Genomic DNA, 22,744 nt, shown 5'->3' with positions numbered 1-22,744 from the left:
AAAATATCAACAAAGTTTACGAAAAGAGCCTTAACAATTGACACATCAACCTAGAGGTTTTTATTATTTTCTTGTAAAATATATATAGGATGAAGTTTCTTAATGAATTTTTTAGGTTGGTGAATTGAATGTCTCAAGAAAACAAACCGGTTTACGGTGGCCAAGCTGTTGTAGAAGGTGTCATGTTTGGTGGAAAACGTCACTATGTAACAGCAATACGAAGAAAAGATCAATCAATTGAATATTTTCGGCTACCTAGGAAATCAAAACAAGCTTTAACGACAATGAAAAAGATTCCTTTTCTAAGAGGAATTATTGCAATTCTTGAAGCAAGTGCAAATGGATCAAAACATCTTAATTTCTCAACAGAAAGGTACGATGTCGATCCTAGTGAAGATGAAAATATTGATCATTCACAATCTGAGTCTAAGTTAGCAATGATACTTGGTGTTGCCGCAGTAGGTATTCTATCATTTTTATTTGGTAAATTTATTTTTACTTTGATTCCAGTTTTTTTGGCGGAACTTACTCGTCCAATTTTTTCATCTGATTTATCACAAATTTTAGTTGAAGGATTTTTTAAATTATTATTGCTGTTAGCTTATATTTACTTTATTTCATTAACTCCTCTCATTAGGCGTGTTTTTCAATATCACGGAGCAGAACATAAAGTAATTAATGCATTTGAAAGTGACTTACCACTAACAGTCCAAAATGTTCAAAATCAATCAAGACTACACTATCGTTGTGGCAGTAGCTTTATTATATTTACTGTGATAGTTGGCGTTTTTGTCTACATGCTACCATTTGTTGCAACAGAACCGTTATGGCTTAGAGTTGTGAATCGACTCGCATTAATTCCAGTAGTATTAGGAATTTCGTTTGAAGTGTTGCAAATTACCAATAAATTACGCGATATCCCATTGCTTCGTTATTTAGGGTATCCTGGATTATGGCTGCAATTACTAACGACGAAAGAGCCAACTGATAGTCAAGTTGAAGTAGCCATTGCTTCATTTAATGAATTATTACGTTTAGAAAATGACCCTAATGCTATAAATAAAACTGAAGAAATTGTATAACATTTGTCAACTTGACCTATTTTGGTTAATACAATAGTTATATAGAATGTTTAGGGAGGTGGATTCGTTGCAACGTCGCTCGTCTTTACCAATGATTATAATAATTAGTTTAAGTGGCCTGGGATTGTTGTACGTGCTTTTTAATAGACCTGAAACACTTATTTTAACTCTTATAACGGGACTGATTGTTTTTGGTATTTTTTATATGATTTTGCAGTTACTATCTGGTAATAACAAAAGAAATACTGAACATTCTGCATACAAGAAAGCAGTGAAGCAATCAAACAAGCGATATAATGAACGTAGTCGAAACAACCAAGTAGCTAGACCAATGTCAAAATCTGTTCAATCCAACAAAGCTGCTCACCCTAACATTCAAAAGCGTAAAAATCATCCACATTTAACTGTTATAGAAGGAAAAAAAGGAAAAAAGAAGAACCGAGCATCATTTTAACAGCTTGGTTCTTCTTTTTTTAGTAACTATTAGCTAAGCATTTGAGCTTCTCTCTTTTCTATATACCACTACTAATAGGACCATTTTTTTAAAAAACTACTTGTTTGCTCATACCCAAGTTTCACTAACTCCTGCTTTTTTTCATCAGATATTGAAAATTCAGTTGTAACTGTATGATTCATTGGAATAAAGATTATATTTCTTTCGTGTCTTCGCGAGATGTGCCGTTCATCATGTGCTACCTTCATTGTCTCAAATAATGCTGGAAATAACTCAATTGCATTATTTATCTTATTATTCTGTTGTTCACTCTCTTTCGCACTTAATTTAATACCTAGTACAGGTCGTTTTTTTAGTTTCTTTTCTTCATCAAACAAAAAAATCGGAAAATTACTTAAAACTCCTCCATCAACAATCACAGGTTTTCCTTTTACTAATAATTTTACTGGTTCAAAAAAATATGGTAGGCTAGCACTCATTCTCACTGCTTTTGCAACAGAGAAACTATCTGGATTCATTCCATATTTAGGAAGATCATTTGGCAAGACAAGCATTTTTCCATTTGTTAAATCTGATGCAACAAAACGCAAAGAACCATTTGGTAAATCCCTAAAAGTACGTACACCTTTTTTCCTTAATTCTCTGCCAACCCACTTTTCTAACTCATCGCCTTTATACAATCCCATTCTCCAATAGAGTTGAATCCACTTGCCAATTGCAGCAGGCAAAATTGATTTACGAGCATCTAAAAATGTCTTTACATCTACTTCCTCCATAATTGAAAGTATTTCCTTACTGCTATATCCGGAAGCAATAAATGCAGCAATAATTGCTCCAGCGCTCGTTCCAGCAACTCTTGTGAAGTGTAAGCCTTTTTCTTCTATTGCTTGATAGGCGCCAATTAATGAAAACCCTTTTATGCCACCACCCGAAAACACTCCATCAATATACATCTCTACTCCCCCTAAAAGAAATGCATCTTCTACATGTCTAATCAGAAGTAGAATCAATTAGAACAAAACAGCACGGATACATCTTCTTAATAAGTAGAAAAATTGTCGTGATAACGCTTGTATCAAAAGTTGTTTAAAAAAGGGAATTGTATGTAGAACACTCAAAAGCAGGGATTAAAGCATTCCTAACAGTTTATGAGTTTAGAATGGTGTATTTTAGCATGCTTAAAGAGAAATTTAAAGGCCTCTTCTCGATTGAATATCGAGATAAGGCCTCTCTAACATAAGTCATTTTTTAGTTAAGTTGACATGGGGATGATACGTATATTCTTACTCTAATTTATGAAGGATTCTCACCTGTTTTTTGTTGAATACGCTTTAAAGATTCAACTCTATTTGCATCTTCTTCAAAATATTGTACGACGTCACCGATCCGGTCTATTGCATTCCAGCTTAAATGATGCTCAATGCCTTCAACATCATTGTAAATTTCACTTTCATTTACACCGATAATTCGTAAAAATTGTTCTAACAATTCATGGCGATCAACTAAGCGTTTACCAATTTTCTTTCCTTTTGTGGTTAACATTAATCCTCGATATTTTTCATATATGAGATATTCATCTTTGTCTAGTTTTTGTACCATTTTTGTAACTGAGGAGGGATGTACAGACAAAGCTTCGGCAATATCTGAAACTCTCGCATAACCCTTATCTTTTATTAAAATATAGATTTGTTCTATATAATCTTCCATACTTGGTGTAGGCATGATATACCCTCCAATTACTCCATTTTTATAACAATAATCATTAAAAGTGTACAATATATGGAGAAGTGTTACAAGGGAATTTCACTTGTTTTTTTCATATGCTGTTTCCGCATTGATTGTTGTTTTTCGTATTAACAAATAAACAAGTCGTTAACTTACGTTCGTGACACCTTTTCTTCTGTATACTTTTTATGGTACTAATTTGATAACAATAGCAACAGAATTTACGTAAAGAGCTTTGCTAAAAGAAAAAGGATGGAGTATGTAAACATCCACCCTTGCTAACTTGTTGAATAAAGTAGTGTTATCTCGTTATAGTCCACATTTTAATTGTGCACCACAATTAGTACATGTATTACAGCCCCCAAGGTCTTCGACTGTTCCTTTACGACAAACTGGACATGTATTACCAATTTCAGATCCAATTGTTACATCAGTTGACCGCAAATCATTAATTGTATCTACTAAGACTACGTGGCTTTTTACAGAATCTCGTGAAGGAATTTCTGCATCTTTCTTATCAACAGTATTTTCTTCTGCTTTTAAAGTAAGTACTTGTGCATCTCGACTTCCGTCGACATAAACAGTCCCACCTTTTGCGCCACCTTTATATAAGCGTTCATATACCCTCTCAACTTGCTCAACAGTATATCCACGTGGTGCATTTACTGTTTTACTAATCGAGCTATCAATCCAGTGCTGAATAGTACATTGCACATCCGCATGTGCTTGTGGAGAAAGTTCCATCGCTGAAATAAACCAGTTTGGCAAATCATTAGCATCTACATGTGGATTTTCATCTAAATACTCTTGAACGATATCTGCTTTTACTTCAATAAATTTTCCTAATCTTCCACTTCTAAAGTAAGAGAATGAAAAATAAGGTTCAAGTCCTGTTGATACACCAACCATCGTCCCTGTACTTCCTGTTGGTGCTACCGTTAATAAGTGAGAGTTCCTAATTCCATATTTTTTAATATTCTCTTTTATATCTTCAGGCATACGTTTCATATAACCAGTTTCTGTGAAGGCTGTACGCAATCTAATCGTATCTTCTTCAGTTTCACCAACAAGAAATGGAAAACTTCCTTTCTCCTGCGCTAGTTCCACTGAAGCGCGATATGCAGTTGTTGCAATTACTTCAAATACCTGATCTATTAGCTCGTCACCAGCCTTTGATCCGTACTCTGTTTCACAATAAATAAGCAGGTCATGAAGTCCCATAACTCCTAAACCGACACGACGTTCTCCCAATGCTTGTTTCTTATTTTCCTGCAAGAAATACGGCGTAGCATCAATAACATTGTCCTGCATTCTAACGCCTACTTCAACCGTTTGTTTCAGTTTTTCAAAATTCACAGTCTTCGTATTTTTATCAGCCATTTCTGCTAAGTTAACAGCTGCAAGGTTACAAACTGAATAAGGGGCAAGAGGCTGTTCTCCACAAGGGTTTGTTGCTACAACCTGTTGTCCATAAGCCTTTGCATTAGTCATATCATTCGCATTATCTATGAAGAAAATGCCTGGTTCGGCAGAGTAGGTAGCACAAATATTAATTAAATTCCAAAGTTCTTTTGCTTTAATTTTACGATATACACGAACTTTATACCCTAATTCTTCCCACTTTCTCACATCTCCTATTTTATGCCAATTCTCATTGTATTCTTGCATTTCTTTTTCATTATAGCTTTCTACATCTGGGAACCTGAGGTCATAATCACCGTCTGCTTCAACTGCTTCCATAAACTCTTTCGTTAAACATACTGAAATGTTTGCTCCAGTTAAAAACTCTGAGTTATGCACACTGTAAGTCCCATTTTCTTGTAATTTCTCTTCAGCGTCATGAATAATCTCTGTTGTAAAGCCACCAAGACCAGGCATGTTTTTATAGTTAACAATCCCTTGATACATTGCTTTGTCCTGCTCTGTCAAACGATTAAACTTTAGTTTATCTTGAGCACATTTTATAATTGTTTCATCACTTGTATTTTCTAATAAAAATCTCAAAATACGTGGATTTTGCATTTTCGAGATAATGAATTCAATAATATCTGGGTGCCAATCAGCTAACATAATCATCTGAGCTCCTCGACGTGATCCCCCTTGCTCAACAAGGTGAGTTAGCTTTGCAATATCATCTAACCAAGACACTGACCCTGATGACTTACCGTTTACACCCTTTGCTAAAGTATTGCGGGGTCTTAATGTGGAACCGTTTGTACCAACACCACCACCACGACTCATAATCTCCATCACTTGCTTACGATGTTCAGATATACCTTCACGTGAATCTTGAACAAATGGCATAACATAACAATTAAAATATGTCACATCAGTGTTAGCACCTGCACCATACAACACTCTTCCTGCTGGGACAAAGTTCAGGTTAACTAATTCATCATAATACTTCTCAAACCACTCTTTACGCTTTTCTTCAGTTGACTCAACGGATGCAAGCCCAGTTGCATTACGCTTTGCAATTTGCTCATAATAAATCTCCAACGGCTTTTCAATTACGTCTAGTGAGCGTTTTACAATGCCTGTTTCAATTTCTTCTGCACGTTCAAGTGCACCACGATATTCTTCCTCTATCCTTACTTGTGCAAATTTGTTCTTCCAATCAATCTCTTCAATAAACCCAAGGCCACGGGCAGGAAATTTCGGGTCTTCCTTAATCGTTAACACAACAAAATCACCTGCTGATAAAGTAACTTTTTCAGTATCTTTAAACGAGTACCGATCAAGCATTACGAGCCTTGAAACCCCTTTGTGGGTTAACTTCATGTCTGGTGAAATTTGATGAACTTGGGGATAAAGTTGAATATCCTTATTTAATCTCTCTACGTTCACTTTCATTTTCTCTTTTAGCACAACAGTCATTGCTACAACTCCCTTTATTAATATCACTATTTTGTATGTACATTCTCACGAAGTATTATTGTTCATATGTTTAAAAATGATGTCATTGATAATTTACCATATTTCAGTCTACCGATCAATATATAGTGTTACATTTATATCATTTAATACTACATGTTGATTTTAGGTCAAGTGTTCTATGATTTGTCAAACAAAAAAAAGAACACATTTCATAGAAAAATGAAGGAAACAGTCGCATATGTAGTTTAATATACGAATTTCTAACTAATTTAGAAGTTGCATTATTTTATCTGTAGGAAGTATGTCCCAAATAATATATAGTAGTGGTGTAAAAAGGCTGTACTATCAATGAATTATCAAGTCACTATTGCACAATCTACAAAAATAAGTAGAGTTCGTAGTTTTTTTAAAAAAATAGATAGACTGTTTTTATTAGATTTTAGGAATAAGAACCAAAAGAAGCCAATGAAAAGAGGATAACTCATAAACGAAAGACATATCTCATAACCTATATCTTGTATAAGAGTAAGGTGTATACCTCCTTCATATACAGCATATAGGGTATGAGACAAGTCATCCTGAGTTACCCTCTATAACTTAATATACTCTTTTCAAAAACTTTGTTGCTATTGCTATCAAATTATATGTTAGTCTTCATTTTACTGAAGAAAAGACATCATTATCGTATTTAGCTTAAATTACGAAAAGAAATAATTAATGCGAAAACAGCGATTTAAAGAGACTATTTTCGAACTGCTTCTAGCACATAAAGAACTAATAGTTGTGTTATCTATACACCTATAAGGAAAAGAGCCTTCAGTTATTTGCGAAAATTCCATTCATCATTCTCATATCGTTTTGTTGCTATGTCGTTTACATACGCTAATTCATCTTGCGTTAATTGATACGGTTCTAAATCAATATTTAACCCTTTTGCAAACCCTGCTTTAAACGCAGATTTCGCCTCTCCAATTGTAACTTCCTCTTCCCTTAATTCATTGATCGCAACAGCTTTATTTTTAAACTGTCTTTGTAACCTTTCTTTAACACGTTCGTTAGGATATTTAAAAAGACTAAAAAGTACATCTTCATCCAAATCAAGCAATATGGAACCATGTTGGAGGATGACTCCTTTTTGTCTCGTTTGTGCACTTCCAGCTACTTTTCTTCCTTCAACGACTAACTCATACCAAGAAGGTGCATCAAAACAAACGGAAGATCGTGGATTTTTCAAGCTGCTTCGCTCTTCCTCTGATTTTGGAATAGCAAAATATGCATCTAAGCCAAGCTTTTTAAAACCTTCTAATAGCCCTTCAGATATGACTCGGTATGCTTCAGTTACTGAATGAGGCATATTAGGATATTTCTCTGAAACAATTACACTATACGTTAATTCATTGTCATGAAGTACCCCTCTACCACCAGTAGGCCTTCTTACAAATCCTAACCCGTGTTTTTTTACAGCATCTAAGTCAATTTCTCTCTCTATTTTTTGGAAATAACCAATTGATAATGTTGGTGGCGACCAGCCATAAAAACGAATGGTAGGAGGAATCTTACCTTGGCTATGCCATTCTAATAATGCTTCATCTAATGCCATATTAAATGCTGGTGAACAATTTCCAGAATCGATAAACCGCCATTTTTCTTTCATATCTCTACCTCTTTTATTTAGCTTTCTTTTGCGTGTCTATAGTCTACCAAATGTAAGATATATTTGAAAAGCAATAAGGATTTCCTTTACTAATCAAAGCCTAGCCTTATATAATAATGTATGTCGATAGAAAGAGAAGAAAAGGGGTAGATTACTCGTGGAACTATTATTAATTATCGTTGGTGCTGTGCTCGTTTACTTTGTAATTATGACGCTATACCGCAGAAGAATATTAACTTCATTAACTGAGGAGCAATTTCGTGAGGGATATCGAAAAGCTCAATTAATAGATGTACGTGAGCAAAATGAATTTGAGGGTGGGCATATATTAGGTGCTAGAAATATTCCATTGTCACAATTGAAAATGAGAATTAATGAACTTAGACCTGACAAACCTGTATATTTATATTGCCAAAGTAGTATTAGAAGTGGGAGAGCTGCACAAACATTGAGAAGAAAAGGATTTAAAGACCTCTACCATTTAAAAGGCGGATTTAAGAAATGGTCTGGAAAAATTAAAGTTAAAAAGTAACTACAAGTAAGACACACCTACAATTTTCAATCATGCTGTTTCAAAATCTCTTGTATAGTATTAGTTAGTTCATTACACCTTTGCTCTTTGAAACAATAGCAACATTAGTTTACAAAAAGAGCTTAAGAAAAAACAAAGGATTCACCAGAGATTGGTGAATCCTTTGTTTTCGTTATTTTTTATATCTTAAAATCGGCTTACGGGCTGCAATTGTTTCATCTAATCGTTTTACTACTGTTGTATGTGGTGCTTCTTGAACAATTTCGGGATTCTCCTCTGCTTCTTTTCCTATTTGAATCATCGCATCAATAAAAGCATCAAGTGTCTCCTTCGATTCCGTTTCTGTAGGCTCGATCATTATACATTCTTCTACATTTAATGGAAAATAAATTGTAGGTGGATGGTAGCCAAAATCCAACAACCGCTTAGCGATATCAAGTGTACGCACGCCTAATTTTTTTTGACGTTTTCCAGACAGTACAAACTCATGCTTACAATGCTTATCGAAAGGCAGATCAAAATGTGGTGCAAGACGTCGCATCATATAGTTGGCATTTAACACAGCATATTCGGTGACTGCATTCAATCCGTCAGGACCCATAGATCTGATGTACGTATAAGCACGAACATTAATTCCGAAATTTCCGTAGAAAGGTTTAACTCTGCCAATAGCTTGTGGGCGATCATAATCGAATGTAAAACCTGCTTCACTTTTGACTAATACTGGTTTTGGTAGAAAAGGAAGCAAATCCTCTTTAACTCCTACTGGCCCTGAACCTGGTCCACCTCCACCATGCGGACCTGTAAATGTCTTATGAAGATTTAAATGAACAACATCAAATCCCATATCGCCAGGTCGTGCTTTACTTAATACCGCATTTAAATTAGCACCATCGTAATAAAGCTTCCCTCCAGCTCCATGGACAATCTCCGCCATTTCAACAATATTCTCTTCAAATAGTCCTAAAGTATTTGGGTTTGTTAGCATTAATGCTGCAGTATCTTGTCCAACAACACGCTTTAAATCTTCAAGGTCAACCAGTCCATTGTCATCAGATTTTACTGTTACAGTTTCCAAGCCTGCTACTGTTGCTGATGCAGGATTAGTACCGTGAGCTGAATCTGGTACAATAACCTTTGTTCGATTAAAATCATTGTTTGCTTCATGGTAAGCACGGATCATCATTAACCCTGTCCACTCACCATGTGCACCAGCTGCAGGCTGTAACGTTACAGTATCCATCCCAGTAATTTCTACTAAATGCTCTTGTAAATCATACATGAGCTCAAGTGCCCCTTGTACTGTACCCTCATCTTGTAAAGGATGAATGTTTGCAAACCCACTATATCTCGCCACATTTTCATTAATTTTCGGATTATACTTCATCGTACAAGAACCTAGTGGATAAAACCCTGAATCAACTCCATGATTCCGATTTGATAAAGCTGTGTAATGGCGCATAATGTCTAACTCGGACACCTCTGGTAACTCTGGCTCATCTACCCTTATATAATCACTAGGTAAAACATCATTAACATTTATATTAGGAACATCTAAATCTGGTAAGCTGTAACCAATTCTCCCTTGCTTTGATAACTCAAAAATTAATGGTTGCTCTTGATTATTCATTGCCATCCCCCAATTCCTTCACAAATGTATCAATCTCTACCTTAGTACGTAGTTCGGTAACCGCTACTAACATATGATTCTCTAGCTCAGCAAAATCTTTACTTAAATCGTATCCACCGATAATCCCTTTATCTAATAGCCTACGATTGATTTCTTTTACTGATTTTGGTAATTTAATGACAAATTCATTAAAGAAAGGACCTTCAAATGCTATTTCAAAGCCATGTGCTTTAAGTTGATTTTTTGCATATTGGGATTTTTGTATGTTTTGAGTTGCCATATGTTTAACACCTTTTTTCCCAAGCGCAGTCATTGCAACAGAGGCTGCTAATGCATTTAATGCTTGGTTTGAACAAATATTCGATGTTGCTTTATCTCTACGAATATGTTGTTCACGTGCTTGAAGTGTTAAAACAAAGCCACGACGTCCATCTTCATCCACTGTTTGACCAACAAGGCGTCCAGGGACTTTCCTCATAAGCTTCGAAGTGACCGCAAAATATCCACAATGCGGACCACCATATTGGGTAGGTATGCCAAACACTTGTGCATCACCAACGACAATATCTGCCCCGAAGGCACCTGGTGGTGTTAAAGCCCCTAATGATAATGGATTACTTGATACCACAAACATACTTTTTTCTGAATGTGTTATTTCTTCTATTTCTTTTAATGGCTCAATTTGTCCAAAGAAATTAGGGTATTGTACAATTACTGAAGCAACCGTATCATCCATTTCTTTTGCTAGTTCACTGACATCAGTTACACCATTATTTGTTGGTATTTCAACAACTTCGATATGCTGCCCCTTAGCATAAGTTTTCAAAACTTCGATTGATTCAGGGTGCACCGTCTTTGAAACGAGTACTTTCTTCTTACGTGTATGTCCTGCACTTAACATAGCTGCTTCAGCAAGTGCAGTTCCGCCATCATACATTGAAGAATTGGCTACATCCATCCCTGTTAATTCACAAATCATCGTTTGGAATTCAAAAATGGCTTGCAGTTCTCCCTGAGAAATTTCTGGTTGGTATGGTGTATAAGCTGTGTAAAATTCTGATCGAGAAATAACATGGTCGACTATAATTGGCATATAATGGCTATAAACTCCTGCACCTAGAAACGAAGCATGCGTTTGTGTATTGGCATTTTTTTCAGCAAGTGCAGCCATTTCTCGTGTTAATTCAGGTTCAGAAGAGGCTTGTTTAATATTGTATTCCCCATTAAATCGCACAGCTTCTGGAATATCATTAAAAAGTTCATCAATTGAGGTGACCCCAATAGCTTCAAGCATCTCTTTTTTATCATGTTCAGTCATTGGTAAATAGCGATGTTTCATAACTTTACCCCTCTATTCTATAAAGTACTTATTTTTTTGGACGCTTATATAAAGGCGTTGAAACTACTTTTGCTCTCAATTTTCGTTTTCGAACTTGAACATCAACCTCTGTTCCTAGTTCAGTAAATTCAGTTTTTAGCAAGGCGAGACCAACATTTTTTTTAAGAGTTGGTGATTGAGTTCCAGTAGTAACCTCACCGATTCTTTCATCTCCTACATACACATCATAACCATGTCTCGGAATGCCTTTGTCAATCATTTCAATACCGACTAACTTCCGTACTGTACCCTCATTTTTTTGCTCAACTAACCGCTGCTTCCCGAAAAAATGATCAACATCTTTGTTCACTTTAACAGCAAAGCCTATGCCAGCTTCCAACGGTGAAATAGCTTTTGAAAGTTCTTGGCCATATAATGGTAGATTAGCTTCAAAACGAAGTGTATCACGCGCTCCAAGCCCACATGGCTGAATCCCCTCAAGCTTACCTTCTTCAAGAATTTCTCTCCAAATATGGATAGAATCTTCGTTATCGCAATATATTTCAAACCCATCTTCCCCAGTATAGCCTGTTCGAGAAACAAGGGCTTTGTATCCTTTCAAATCTACATTATCGAGAAATTTAAAAAACTTAATGTCTTGTAGGTTCGTTGATGTTAGTTTTTGAAGAACATTCTCTGCTAATGGTCCCTGTATAGCAAGCTGTGCAACTTTCTCTGAAATATTTTCTAGAACAACATCTCCGAAAAGGTGTGATTGTAACCACTCATAATCTTTAGTTATATTGGCTGCATTTACAACGAGCAAAAAATTGTTATCAGACTTTTTATATATTAATAAATCGTCTACCGTTCCTCCATCTTCATAACACATTGCTGTGTATTGAGCACTTCCATTCTTTAACTTTGATACATCATTTGTCATCATTTTTTGCAAATATGCTAAACTACCTTCACCTTTAACAGTGATTTCCCCCATATGCGATACATCAAAAAGTCCTGCACGTGTTCGTACTGCTTCATGTTCCTCTAAAATACTAGAAAATTGTACTGGTAAATCCCAGCCACCGAAATCAATCGTTTTAGCACCAGATTGTTCGTATACTTCAAATAGAGGTGTACGTTTTAATTGAGACATATTATTTCCTCCCCTTTGTAATAATTAAATGCGTAAGCGTCTTGTTTATCCCCCACAAGCACTGGAGACATATACTTGAAGGTGCCATTTACCTTCAGGTGATATGGTGAAGTAACCTCGAATAGCTAAACGCTTGGACATCCAAACGTTACCCAAATGCACATGCAAAAAAAGACAGAGTAACTCCACAACATAGTTGTGAAGATCTCTGTCCTGGTACCTGAAAGTTTACCTTATTGATACGATTTTTGTTCGTTCAATAAAGCTTGCCCCTTTGGTAGTTCAGCATTTTCGCTATGTAATACGTTGCTGTCGCAAAAAATGAAGAACATTCTCCAGAGTTGCGTCAAGTAGAAGTCTTTTTGCCTGAGAGATTCACAAATTAATGCTTGCTCCTTCGGCGCTACAAATACGTAGTCTCTCCCTCTACCATCATTCGCTTTTAATATTAATTTTAAAACTTGCACATACTACAATAAAATATACTATCATCCTACCATTAGTTGGCCTGATTCGGCAATATAATATTTCTAACGTTATAGGACGGGAAAAGATTAAATGTTCGTGTTTTGCTAAAGTAAATCGCTTACAATACTGATTTTTAGTCAAATCGATATAAAACAATGATTTTCCCCGAAATAAGAAACTTTTTATAACAAGGGGGACATAGCATATGAAAGTTAATATTCAATTTGATGAAACCTGGCAAGAAAACTTTTTAAAACTCATTAACGATGATGGGCCATGGGTAAATAACAACCTGTATAAGTTGGCAATTGAAGCAGCTGAACACTCTGTAATTCCAACATTTGATGGATTGCTAGCTCCTAAACATTTACCAAATCTCACACCTCTTCCTCATCAATTAGATGTGGCAAAACAGGTTGTAGAAAAAATGAACGGCAAGGCGATCTTGGCTGATGAGGTTGGTTTAGGAAAAACGATTGAAGCTGGACTCATTTTAAAAGAGTACATGATCCGTGGATTGGTTAAGAAAGTATTAATTTTAGTACCTGCCTCTCTCGTTACACAATGGTGTAAAGAATTAAATGAGAAGTTTTTCATTCCAGCAATTCAACAAAAGAAAAGTTATGTTTGGGAGCAGTGTGATGTTGTTGTTTCATCAATTGATACAGCCAAACGCAATCCACATCGAGAGATTATCTTTGAGCAAAGCTATGATTTAATTATTATTGATGAGGCCCATAAATTAAAAAACAATAAAACAAAAAACTATGAGTTTGTTCAGCATTTAAAGAAAAAGTTTTGTTTATTATTAACGGCTACACCTATACAAAATAAAATTGAAGAAATATTTAACCTTGTTTCGCTTCTTAAACCAGGACATTTAGGTAATCAAGAATATTTTGAACAAGCTTTTTCTGCTAAAAATCGCACAGTTGAAAATGATAAATATTTAAAAGAGCTTGTAAATAAAGTTATGCTCAGAAATCGTCGAGGCGATACTGGTATTGAATGGCCGAAAAGGCACGTTCAAACTGTGCCGATTGATTTCACGAATGAAGAACAAGAACTATATGACTCTATAAATAATATACGAACAAATAGTCATCTATACATAAATAGTCAATTTTCAATCATCACGTTACAACGAGAAGCATGCAGTAGCCGCGAAGCTGTATTTTATACATTAAAAAATATGCTTAATAAAAAAGATGAAGAAGGCAAGCCTATTCAGCCACCATTATTTATTGAAGAGTTACTTAAAAAGGTAGAAGGAGTTACTCAAAATTCAAAAGCTATAAAAGCTTTGGAATTAATCAAGTCCATAAATAATAAAGTAATTATTTTCACAGAATATCGTGCCACCCAACTATATTTACAATGGTTTTTGCAGCAACACGGTATATCATCAGTTCCATTCAGAGGAGGTTTTAAAAGAGGTAAAAAAGATTGGATGCAACAATTATTCAAAAACCATGCCCAAGTATTAATTGCAACTGAAGCAGGTGGAGAAGGGATAAATTTACAATTTTGCAACCATATTATAAATTTTGATTTACCTTGGAATCCAATGCGCCTTGAGCAGAGAATTGGACGAGTACATCGGCTCGGTCAAGAAAATGATGTATTTATTTATAATTTTGCTATTAAACATACTGTAGAAGAACATATGTTAAAGCTACTATATGAAAAAATACATTTATTCGAAAGAGTGGTTGGCGAGCTAGATGAAATTCTGACAAGATTAGACATAAAAAATTTAGAGGACCAGCTACAAGATATTTTATTCAACTCAAGAAGCGAAGGAGAAATGAAAATTAAAATGGATAACTTAACATCAGCCATACAATTTGCTGAACACATTAATAATGAAGTGAGGGAAAATCATGCATCAACAGGAAATTCATAATTTTTTATACCATTTTTTCACATCAAACGATTGTCATGTTATTGAAAATGAAAATGGCTATTTAACTGTACAATTATCAGTTGATCTTGATAAAGAATTGATGAACAGACCATTTTATTGGCATTATTTAGAGAAAACAGGAGGGATACCAAATCCAATGAAGCTTACACTCATTACGGATCAGAGCAAAGCTTCAACGACAAAAAAAGGTGAGGTTGTCCATTTTGGTTCGCCTCGTTTACATCAGATCTTTGCCTCGCTACAAAAATTAGCGGGGTACATTCGTTTATATGAAGATGACGTGACATCACCAAACCATTCAAGTATCCCTCTCTATCCTTGGATAGGTATCAATGTGCTAATATCGTACGAATGTGATCGCAAACGTGACTATATCTATTCTTTAGGTCTTCATATGATTAATGGCATGATAGTAACAAATTTCCAAGAGCAATTAAATAAACTTCGGTTAACACCTAAAATACCTGACCTATGCTTTACCATGTCACCACTTATTATGCCACAAAGTGGACTAGTACGATTGAAGCAACATATTAATTACACGATTGAACAAGAAGATCATTCTTGGGCTGATGAAGCACATGAAAGATGGAATGAGGATTTATCACTATTAAATCACTTTTATGAAGACGTAGAAGAAAAGCCTGATTGTTATGAAACAGAAAAAAGAGCACTACAGGAACAATACGAACCTACAATAAATGTAAAAGTAATAAACGGAGGCTTATTTTACCTTAGACAAACGTCCAACATTAAAAAAGATGCATAACGTCATGTTATAGCATCAAAAACAAATGGCTATATGTGTTTAGAATGTACTTATAATAAATGGTATTTTTTTCATTGATTGTTTTATTTAGAAATTAAGAAATAAAAACGTATAAATCAAGCTCACGTATGTTCTTTTCGCATTTACAATGAAGTAAATTGCATAAACTTATTTGTTGTTATAAATCAATTTCAATAGCAACAACGTTCATCCTACCTAAACTATATAGTAACAGCCTCACGTTAAAGGTTACTTATCAAAATATTCTTCCAGCGCTTGTTTTCTTGATTCTTTTTTTTGTTTCTTATTATCTTTATCTGTAAAATATTTCTCCGGCTGAACGTCATTTTTTTCCTCTTCCACATTCTGCTTTTTATTGTAATGCTTGCTTTCTCTTTTAAGTTTAATGTTTTCTTCAGTTAAATATTTAATTTCCCTTTTAAGTTTAATGTTTTCTTCAGTTAAATGTTTAATTTCCCTTTTTGCTTTTTCCAACTCATGTTTATAAAAACTTTTATCGTCAAAAAAATCAGTAGCAGCATCAACAGAGCAGTCTAACTGCTCTTTTAGCCTTTCAAGTTTTTCTTGTTGTTCGTTTAATTTATTTAGCAGCTCTCGTTTTTCTGATTTAAGATATACCTTCTGTAGATACTCAATAGGGAAGCAGCCACTATAATTTTTTAGAAAAACAAGTCTTTCTCCATGTCGTTCATATTCATCAGTTCTACAAGTCCAAATTTTACCGTTATGTTTAAATGCCTCGTCACAACTATGCATTACCACTTTGTCACCCTTTTGAATCACCCCATATACCCTCCTTAAATAAAAAATACTGTCATATATAAGTAGTAAATGCAGGACGAATATACAATGTAAGGGATAGATGACTAATTAGCTATACTTTTTTCATTCAATTCACTATCATTTTCAACTCTAAAAAGAACACCTTCATAAGTGAAGATGTTCTAATCCAAACATATTCAATTTTTCAGAACTATCACATACACATATATGCGTGTAACACTTATGCTATCTGTATAGGCTTTTTCAAAAACTTTGTTGCTATTACCGCCAAGTTTATACTATAAAAAATTGCTTTATATGTTAGTCATCATGTTACAAAAGAAAAGATGCCACGAACGCTAGTTATATTCCCTAATAGAATAAACAGCATTTAATGTCGAGGGTTTACTTCGTCTTTATCTTCCTGTGAACAAACATCGAAAATGCGAAAGGCAAAACACCAAACCATCGATTTCCAAAAGAAGTACGCTCATTTTTTCGTTTCTGACGGTATTTTTTTCTTTCTTCCTTCGGTTGATCAATATAACTAACAATTTGTTGGGTAACGTATTTTACATAATCATTAGTAGACAACAGCTACACCTCCTACCATCTACTACTTATTATCTCCTCCTATGCTTTTTTTAACCTCTAAATTAATTTCATCTATAATTTGCGCTATACTTTTGTTTGTTGTATCAATTGTCACATTACAATCTTTGTAAAATGGAAGTCTTGTTGTCAATATCTGTTCAATCTGTTCTTTGTTATTTTTCATTAACGGTCTAGATGAGTCCCCTTCTATTCTTGAAATAATCTGATCTAGATCACAATGTAAATAAACAACAAAACCATTTTCATTCATCCATTTACGATTTTCTTCTTGAATAACGATTCCGCCACCTGTAGTAATCACAACATTTTCTATTGGTAGTGTAGGTAGCAATTCTCTTTCATATTGACGAAACGTATCCTCTCCATCCTCTTCAAAAATTTCACTAATTTTTTTACCCATTTTTTTTTCAATGTAATCATCAGTATCAATGACTGGTAACTTCCACTCTTCCCCTAAACGTTTTCCTACAGTAGTTTTTCCAGCACCCATGAAGCCTGTTAAGATAACTGCTTTCATTTTCTCCCCCCACAGTAATAAAGTATTTAAATTATAATGTAGTTAATGTAATGCTGTAATACTTCCTCCTTAATTGCCGAAAATATTTGAGTTTTTTGTACGAGTTCACTAACGGTTTTCTACCCATTTTATTATTCTACCCTCTTCTAATTCATAAATAAAGAAGGCATTGTAAAGACGTTTTTGTATTGTTTTACATTCAATCGATATTTTAAGCATACCTTCCTCAATTTGTTCTTTTGAGTACATTGCTTGTCCATTTGGATATGTGTATATTTTATTTCGAATAGGGTGAGCATTGTCATGAATGTCCTTTAAAATATCTGTAGTAGCCATTTGCATAATGTTTTCTAGTATATAAAGTTGTTCTATTTCATGGTAAAAGTTTTTTTCTACTACATACATTTCTATTTGATGAAGTAGCACTAAAAAAAATAACAGGCTCATAACTAACGTAACTGGAAAAATAAAACCATGTTCATTATTCTTTTTCACGTTAAGGCACCTCCAGAGTTACCATGGAAGAAATTCGCTCTTCGTATAATTCACCACTAAGATCGATAACTTGGATAATAATACCTTCTGTAACAGGACGAAAGATGACAGAGGAAATGTTTTGTATTAACACTTCATGGCCTGTCTCATCTACCCTACGCCTAAGTATAGTCTTGTACTGTTCATAGGAAATCGTTTTTTGGTGACTAGTCGTTAAATATAATGTATTGGAATTTACATTTATAGCAATTGCTTCTCTCAATTCAATACGCGCTTGTTGTAAAAATAATTCCCATTCTTGCTTATTGATTTGATCATCATTGTCATAATTTGGATAAATAATAGATATCATAGTAGGTAAAAATGCAACAATTAATAAAAAAATAGCTAGTGATAACAAAACCTCAATGAGCGTAAAACCTTTAGCAGTTCGAATTATTTGTTTGTATAACCACACCTTTTCTTTTCTTCCTTTCGAAAATCTATATACGATACACATACTTTAGCTAAAAATTCATTTGCGTCTTCCCAAGCAACTGTGAACTTATAATTGCTAACCTCAATTTGCTCGTCTATAAAATACGATTCTGTATGATAAATTTGAAGTCTATTCGATACAATGTGATTAGCAGTATTGATCAACTGAATATTTTTTCGTTCCTGAACAATATGAGTTAGCGGAGGTAATAATATGAGGAGCAGAAGGAGCCATATACTTAAGGATATTAATAGTTCAATCATAGAAAAACCATTACAATTCTTGAACATAAAACCTTCCCTTTCCTAGCAAAAAAACAACTTTATATTTCTTATTACGATGATTTACAATTAATGTGCCTGCTTTACTTATAGCACCATTATTACGAAAAGATATACTTAACCCTAATGTTCCTTTTTCAATGTTTAAACTTTTGTCAAATGAGCGTTGTATGATAGGAGAGCTCATACCATTAGAAAGAACATAATATGTTGAATGCTGATTTGAGAAAAGAAGTGTTATGCTTTTGTGATTGCTCAATGCATAAATTTGAGCGTAAAAAATATCATTTTCTAATTGGGCAAAAAAATGTGCCATCTTTCTTTTTTCAATAACAGGATTAATTTGTAGAACTGAAACGGAAGCCATAATAGAGACAATAGCTAATACAATTATTACTTCTATTAATGTATAACCCCGCTCATTGTCATTCTTCAGTCACATCACCTTCCTTCACACTACCATCGATACCCACTTCTATAACATTTCCACCTGGGCACGTATTTGTCGTAATATATCCTTCTTCTAAAAGTTCAGTTATTGTCGGAATCGTTTCATGTTCAATCTCATAAGCTTTCACCTGAGCTTGTACCATATTTATTAATGCATTACACCCTTTTTCGTTTATCACTTTACTATGTTTAGTAATATTAGGTATTGTTATAATTAATAGCACTGAAATTACCATAAGGACAATTAACATCTCGATTAACGTAAAACCTCTTTCATCCATCATTATCTCCTCTCTTTCACACATACTATAAAGCTTTAACTAACTGAAACATTGGAATCATGATAGCTAAATAAATGAACACAACGATCATACCTACACTTATAAAAAGTGCTGGTTGTAAAATATTTAAAAACGACATCACTTTTTCTTCGATTCTTAGTAATGTATATTGACTATAATGATACAATTCATTTGCAAGGTTTCCATTGGATTGTCCGTGAGAAATAACTAAGGCTAATTCTTTCTCGAAATAGGGTCTGGATTTAATAATTGCCTCTAAGCATTCACCTGAAGTTAGCTGCTGACGAATACGAGCTGCTTCTATCTGAAAAAATGCTAAATGATACTGCTGCTCAAAAATTAACAGTGCTTCATTAATGGATAGGCCACCACTAAGTAAAGTACTTAATTGAAAAGAAAAATATTGGGAGTTTATTTGTGCTACTGATGAATGAAGGAACGGTATCTTACAAATGATATTCATTTGTAAAATAGGAGATTGTTTCTTGAAGAAGGTAAAGTAAAACGCTAACGATAAGATAAGGCCACACAATCCAGTTAAAAAAATATAAGGTGTAATTGCGTACACATTATGCAGTATAGTTGAGAAAGTAGTTTTTGTTAATTTCATTGATTGATTTAATTGGTCAAATTGATTCAATAATACTTGTTGCACTGCCACAAATAATAACGACACTACGACGATTAGAAACACAGGGTAACGAATAACCTTAATAAACTTTTTATAATATGCGTCTTTTTTGGCTATAATTGAACTGCCTTCGAGCAATGCTTTTGCTAATTCACCTTGTTGCTCAGAAAAGTATAAATAGCTTAGTAAGTCCCTATGAAAGGATAAATGCTCTAATACCTCGTGAAGTAAGTAACCTTCTTTCATCTTTCCTATGCAATATTGTAAATCTTCTTGTTGTGATTTTGACAATTGTAAAGTGAGGAACTCAATACCTTGAGATAACGTATACCCTTTCTCTAGCAACTCACCTAACCTTCGACAAAATTGGGCTTGTTGTTTCAAATTCCATTTATTTTTCGATTTCATCTTTGTATACCCATTTATCGAATTCTTTAGTAGAGATAAATCCAAGAGCTATTGCTTTACTAATGATATCTTTCATTTTTTTATAACTATAGTCTACTGAATCACCCTTAGCTTCATCAATCATTTTTGTTAATACTTTCCCGTACACAAACTCACTAATACTCGTTCTCCTATATGTGCGTAACGTTTTACAATATCTCGAACACTCCCCAGCACAAAATGGACATTTAATGTTCACCAACCTTTGAGCGGTAATTGCAATTAGAGTTTGAGATATGTCTTGTAATGGAACACCGAATTCTAACAGCCTATAAATGGCGCCTTTCGCTTCTCTTGTATGCATAGTGGTTAACACTAGATGTCCTGTAAGTGATGCTCGGACAGCAATTTTGGCAGTTTCTGCGTCTCGAATCTCTCCAACCATAATTACATCAGGATCATGTCGTAGTATCGCCTTTAGACCATTTGAGTATGTGATACCTGCCTTTTCATTCACCTGTACTTGGATGACTTTATCACTCCTTTTTTCAATTGGATCTTCAAGCGTAATAATGTTCCGATTTATTAGGTGTTGGGATGAATGAAGTAAAGAATATAATGTGGTTGTTTTCCCCGATCCAGTTGGACCTGTAAAAATGATTAACCCATGAGCATGCTTTAGTAAAGAAATTAGTTTTTTTGTCGTATTAGGGAAAAGGGTTAAAAAGTTGAGTGGATAAAATGAATCTGAAGGTAATAATCGAATAACGAGGCTTTCATTATTAATCGTAGGTAAGGTTGATAGCCGAAGTTGAAGGCTTTTGCTATTAATAATCATTGATAATGCACCATTTTGCGGCCTTCGTCTTTCACCAATGTCCATTCCTGCAAGAAATTTATAATGTGCTATTAATCGTTCACAAGTTGATTTACTTATCATTTCCTTTGCTGTTAGTTCGTTGTCTAGCCGAAATTGAATTAGAGCATCTTTCTTTCGAGGCATAAAGTGAATATCAGATACTCCCAAGTGTTGGGCTTCAGTTAATAAGCGATCACCAATTCGTTCAATCGCTGGCAAATGTATCGACCTCCTTTTTATATTGGTTCATAAACATATTTCTACATAAATCTCCATTTCCCTTCTTTTTTTCCTTATAAAATTAAGATGTAAATTTAACTATCGGATGCTCCAGCTTAGCTTATTATGTAAGCACCAACAAGAGAAGAGCTTCACCTTTAGAAGTTGAACGATAAATAGCTATCTTGTTCACTCCACAATCAACGTAAATAAATAAGCTTGATCTGTCAATAATAACAAAATAATCAACAAATTGTGAACAATTTAGAACAACTAATGTTTACCACGTAAATAACATTTAAATGTATATACGCCTGTATTATAATGGAATTAAGATTCCATTGTTAGGAGTGAATTGTATGGAACAAACTTTAAAAATTACGAATGTATTATCTGATCCTACTCGTTATTACATCTATCAATATATAACTAAAAGACATAGCGAGGTTACAGTTCAAGAAATTGCTGATGAGTTTAAAATTCATCCAAATGTCGCACGTCTCCACTTGTCTAAGTTAGAAGATGTTAACATGCTTGTTTCAGAGGCAAAGAAGACGGGAAAAGGTGGTAGACCAAGTCGTTTATATCGTTTATCTGATGATGTGGTACAACTTTTTTTCCCATTTCGCGATTATCAATTATTAGCAAAAGTAGCCATACAATCAATGATGAAACTAGGTGAGGCTGGAAAAGAAGCATTATTTGATACAGGGAAAGCATTCGGTCAAGAAATAATCGATTCACAGCTTCACCCAAATGACACACAAACTACAGCACTGTCATTCGAACATAAGTTGAAAATACTAAAAGATTCTGCTACTACTTTAGGTTTTCACCCTGAATTTGAGCATAATGAAGATAGAACGATCATCTTTTTCCAAATCTTCAATTGTCCATTTAAAGAACTAGCTGATAAACATACTGACGCTATTTGTGGCATGCATTATGCTTTTTTACATGGAATGTTCGAAGTATTATTCAATAATGTAAAACTAATCGAAAAAGATAATATTATTCACGGCTGTGACTCTTGTTCATATCAAGTCAAAGTCACAAACTAGTATCAATCTTATGTTTACAATCGCCTGAATTGTACATTATAATATGTAAGTGGAATATAAGGGGATAAAGGAGG

Annotated in this window: 23 protein-coding genes and 1 riboswitch; of the genes, 6 read left to right on the top strand and 17 right to left on the bottom strand. The window is 34.3% G+C overall.

Translation table 11 applies throughout. The features are described 5' to 3' along the window. Positions 1 to 128: 128 nt before the first annotated feature. Together SLH48_RS02350 and SLH48_RS02345 are read left to right on the top strand one after the other, a co-directional pair. On the top strand, positions 129 to 1,082 hold the full coding sequence (locus SLH48_RS02350; RefSeq protein WP_214480229.1) for a DUF1385 domain-containing protein: 954 nt from the start codon (positions 129 to 131) through the stop codon (positions 1,080 to 1,082). A gap of 67 nt (positions 1,083 to 1,149) precedes the next feature. Continuing rightward, the gene (locus tag SLH48_RS02345) at positions 1,150 to 1,536 is read left to right on the top strand and encodes an SA1362 family protein (protein ID WP_320256871.1); all 387 of its coding nucleotides are present in this window, start codon (positions 1,150 to 1,152) and stop codon (positions 1,534 to 1,536) included. 71 nt (positions 1,537 to 1,607) lie between these two features. Here the strand turns inward: SLH48_RS02345 and SLH48_RS02340 are convergent, their stop codons facing one another. The 4 genes from SLH48_RS02340 to SLH48_RS02325 form a co-directional block, all read right to left on the bottom strand. Beyond that, on the bottom strand, positions 1,608 to 2,489 hold the full coding sequence (locus SLH48_RS02340; protein WP_214480231.1) for a patatin-like phospholipase family protein: 882 nt from the start codon (positions 2,487 to 2,489) through the stop codon (positions 1,608 to 1,610). Positions 2,490 to 2,829: 340 nt separating this feature from the next. Next, complete coding sequence (gene mntR / locus SLH48_RS02335) at positions 2,830 to 3,258, bottom strand: transcriptional regulator MntR (protein WP_214480232.1); 429 nt, start codon at positions 3,256 to 3,258, stop codon at positions 2,830 to 2,832. 312 nt (positions 3,259 to 3,570) lie between these two features. Next, on the bottom strand, positions 3,571 to 6,138 hold the full coding sequence (locus tag SLH48_RS02330; protein ID WP_320256870.1) for a vitamin B12-dependent ribonucleotide reductase: 2,568 nt from the start codon (positions 6,136 to 6,138) through the stop codon (positions 3,571 to 3,573). 820 nt (positions 6,139 to 6,958) lie between these two features. Further along, positions 6,959 to 7,792, bottom strand: coding sequence for a biotin/lipoate A/B protein ligase family protein (locus SLH48_RS02325; RefSeq protein WP_214480234.1), 834 nt, complete (start codon positions 7,790 to 7,792; stop codon positions 6,959 to 6,961). A 208-nt stretch (positions 7,793 to 8,000) separates the two neighbouring features. Between SLH48_RS02325 and SLH48_RS02320 the strand changes: the two genes are divergently transcribed. Beyond that, positions 8,001 to 8,324 (top strand): rhodanese-like domain-containing protein, encoded by a 324-nt coding sequence (locus SLH48_RS02320; RefSeq protein ID WP_320257149.1) that lies wholly within the window; start codon positions 8,001 to 8,003, stop codon positions 8,322 to 8,324. A gap of 172 nt (positions 8,325 to 8,496) precedes the next feature. On the opposite strand, the gene gcvPB is transcribed toward SLH48_RS02320, so the two are convergent. From gcvPB to gcvT, 3 genes are read right to left on the bottom strand one after another with little or no spacing between them, the layout of a single operon-like run. Then, on the bottom strand, positions 8,497 to 9,954 hold the full coding sequence (gene gcvPB / locus SLH48_RS02315; protein ID WP_320256869.1) for an aminomethyl-transferring glycine dehydrogenase subunit GcvPB: 1,458 nt from the start codon (positions 9,952 to 9,954) through the stop codon (positions 8,497 to 8,499). Continuing rightward, the gene (gcvPA, locus tag SLH48_RS02310; RefSeq protein ID WP_320256868.1) at positions 9,947 to 11,293 is read right to left on the bottom strand and encodes an aminomethyl-transferring glycine dehydrogenase subunit GcvPA; all 1,347 of its coding nucleotides are present in this window, start codon (positions 11,291 to 11,293) and stop codon (positions 9,947 to 9,949) included. Before gcvPA ends, gcvPB begins: the two co-directional genes overlap by 8 nt. A gap of 28 nt (positions 11,294 to 11,321) precedes the next feature. Beyond that, a complete protein-coding gene (gene gcvT / locus SLH48_RS02305) occupies positions 11,322 to 12,428 on the bottom strand; it encodes a glycine cleavage system aminomethyltransferase GcvT (protein WP_320256867.1) in 1,107 nt (368 codons plus the stop codon). Between the two features lie 344 nt (positions 12,429 to 12,772). Continuing rightward, a riboswitch (glycine riboswitch) is annotated at positions 12,773 to 12,864 on the bottom strand. A 237-nt stretch (positions 12,865 to 13,101) separates the two neighbouring features. On the opposite strand from gcvT, the gene SLH48_RS02300 reads away from it, so the two are divergent. Together SLH48_RS02300 and SLH48_RS02295 are read left to right on the top strand one after the other, a co-directional pair. After that, positions 13,102 to 14,802, top strand: coding sequence for a DEAD/DEAH box helicase (locus SLH48_RS02300; protein WP_214480238.1), 1,701 nt, complete (start codon positions 13,102 to 13,104; stop codon positions 14,800 to 14,802). Further along, the gene (locus tag SLH48_RS02295; RefSeq protein ID WP_320256866.1) at positions 14,780 to 15,592 is read left to right on the top strand and encodes a YqhG family protein; all 813 of its coding nucleotides are present in this window, start codon (positions 14,780 to 14,782) and stop codon (positions 15,590 to 15,592) included. The genes SLH48_RS02300 and SLH48_RS02295 overlap by 23 nt, the downstream gene beginning before the upstream one ends. A 249-nt stretch (positions 15,593 to 15,841) precedes the next feature. Here SLH48_RS02295 and SLH48_RS02290 read toward each other — a convergent pair whose 3' ends face one another. The 10 genes from SLH48_RS02290 to comGA form a co-directional block, all read right to left on the bottom strand. Next, positions 15,842 to 16,396 (bottom strand): hypothetical protein, encoded by a 555-nt coding sequence (locus tag SLH48_RS02290; RefSeq protein ID WP_320256865.1) that lies wholly within the window; start codon positions 16,394 to 16,396, stop codon positions 15,842 to 15,844. 384 nt (positions 16,397 to 16,780) lie between these two features. Next, positions 16,781 to 16,969: a YqzE family protein gene (locus SLH48_RS02285; protein ID WP_214480241.1), complete on the bottom strand. Its 189-nt coding sequence runs from the start codon at positions 16,967 to 16,969 to the stop codon at positions 16,781 to 16,783. A gap of 22 nt (positions 16,970 to 16,991) precedes the next feature. After that, positions 16,992 to 17,507, bottom strand: coding sequence for a shikimate kinase (locus SLH48_RS02280; RefSeq protein WP_320256864.1), 516 nt, complete (start codon positions 17,505 to 17,507; stop codon positions 16,992 to 16,994). 108 nt (positions 17,508 to 17,615) lie between these two features. Continuing rightward, on the bottom strand, positions 17,616 to 18,002 hold the full coding sequence (comGG, locus tag SLH48_RS02275; protein ID WP_320256863.1) for a competence type IV pilus minor pilin ComGG: 387 nt from the start codon (positions 18,000 to 18,002) through the stop codon (positions 17,616 to 17,618). Position 18,003: 1 nt separating this feature from the next. Beyond that, the gene (comGF, locus tag SLH48_RS02270) at positions 18,004 to 18,459 is read right to left on the bottom strand and encodes a competence type IV pilus minor pilin ComGF (RefSeq protein ID WP_320256862.1); all 456 of its coding nucleotides are present in this window, start codon (positions 18,457 to 18,459) and stop codon (positions 18,004 to 18,006) included. Further along, positions 18,438 to 18,770 carry a competence type IV pilus minor pilin ComGE gene (gene comGE / locus SLH48_RS02265; protein ID WP_320256861.1) on the bottom strand — a complete coding sequence of 111 codons (333 nt, stop codon included), beginning with the start codon at positions 18,768 to 18,770 and terminating at the stop codon, positions 18,438 to 18,440. Before comGE ends, comGF begins: the two co-directional genes overlap by 22 nt. Further along, entirely contained in the window at positions 18,754 to 19,197 is a 444-nt protein-coding gene (gene comGD / locus SLH48_RS22425; RefSeq protein WP_413785384.1) for a competence type IV pilus minor pilin ComGD, read from the bottom strand. Before comGD ends, comGE begins: the two co-directional genes overlap by 17 nt. Next, complete coding sequence (comGC, locus tag SLH48_RS02260) at positions 19,187 to 19,492, bottom strand: competence type IV pilus major pilin ComGC (protein WP_320256860.1); 306 nt, start codon at positions 19,490 to 19,492, stop codon at positions 19,187 to 19,189. The genes comGD and comGC overlap by 11 nt, the downstream gene beginning before the upstream one ends. A gap of 25 nt (positions 19,493 to 19,517) precedes the next feature. Next, positions 19,518 to 20,552 (bottom strand): competence type IV pilus assembly protein ComGB, encoded by a 1,035-nt coding sequence (gene comGB, locus SLH48_RS02255; protein WP_320256859.1) that lies wholly within the window; start codon positions 20,550 to 20,552, stop codon positions 19,518 to 19,520. Beyond that, a complete protein-coding gene (gene comGA / locus SLH48_RS02250) occupies positions 20,536 to 21,609 on the bottom strand; it encodes a competence type IV pilus ATPase ComGA (RefSeq protein ID WP_320256858.1) in 1,074 nt (357 codons plus the stop codon). The genes comGB and comGA overlap by 17 nt, the downstream gene beginning before the upstream one ends. A gap of 359 nt (positions 21,610 to 21,968) precedes the next feature. Between comGA and SLH48_RS02245 the strand changes: the two genes are divergently transcribed. Next, the gene (locus tag SLH48_RS02245) at positions 21,969 to 22,670 is read left to right on the top strand and encodes a helix-turn-helix transcriptional regulator (protein ID WP_320256857.1); all 702 of its coding nucleotides are present in this window, start codon (positions 21,969 to 21,971) and stop codon (positions 22,668 to 22,670) included. Positions 22,671 to 22,744 lie beyond the last annotated feature (74 nt).

The sequence above is a fragment of the Cytobacillus sp. IB215316 genome, assembly GCF_033963865.1.
Lineage (GTDB): Bacteria > Bacillota > Bacilli > Bacillales > SM2101 > Nanhaiella > Nanhaiella sioensis.
This window is presented reverse-complemented; position numbering and strand designations above follow the sequence as displayed.